The sequence below is a fragment of the Rhodococcus sp. ACPA1 genome (genome assembly GCF_002300195.1).
Taxonomy (GTDB): domain Bacteria; phylum Actinomycetota; class Actinomycetes; order Mycobacteriales; family Mycobacteriaceae; genus Rhodococcus_F; species Rhodococcus_F opacus.
Genome location: NZ_NSDX01000043.1, coordinates 1 through 338, shown reverse-complemented (window position 1 = coordinate 338; position 338 = coordinate 1). Strand labels below are relative to the sequence as shown.

General features: G+C 66.9%; 1 protein-coding gene. It reads right to left on the bottom strand.

The window, feature by feature from the left end:
- Positions 1 to 116 precede the first annotated feature (116 nt).
- The coding region (locus CJ177_RS46605; protein WP_257015120.1) for a DUF6308 family protein at positions 117 to 338 on the bottom strand (222 nt) is incomplete at its 5' end.

Genomic DNA, 338 nt, shown 5'->3' with positions numbered 1-338 from the left:
CATCGACGCCAGACGGTCCGTCAGCTCGTCGAGCTGCTCGTGAAACTTCATCCGCATAACCATCATCCTCGTGCACCCGACGAAGACAGCACACCGGGACGTGTCATCTTCCCTGGTCAGACGGCTCGCCCAGGCCGCGGTTCTTCCCCGTCCACCCACGCGATCACATCGAACACCCGGAGCACGGAGATCTCCTCGGCGAGGCCGGCCTCCCCCCGGATCGACAGCAGCCGGCGGTGCAACGCCCCGTCGTCCGCCCGCAGCGCCTCCCGGGCCGGATTCAGATGTGCCCGCTCGTGCCCAGCACCCGACCACCGAAACCGAAGATCGGATACAGC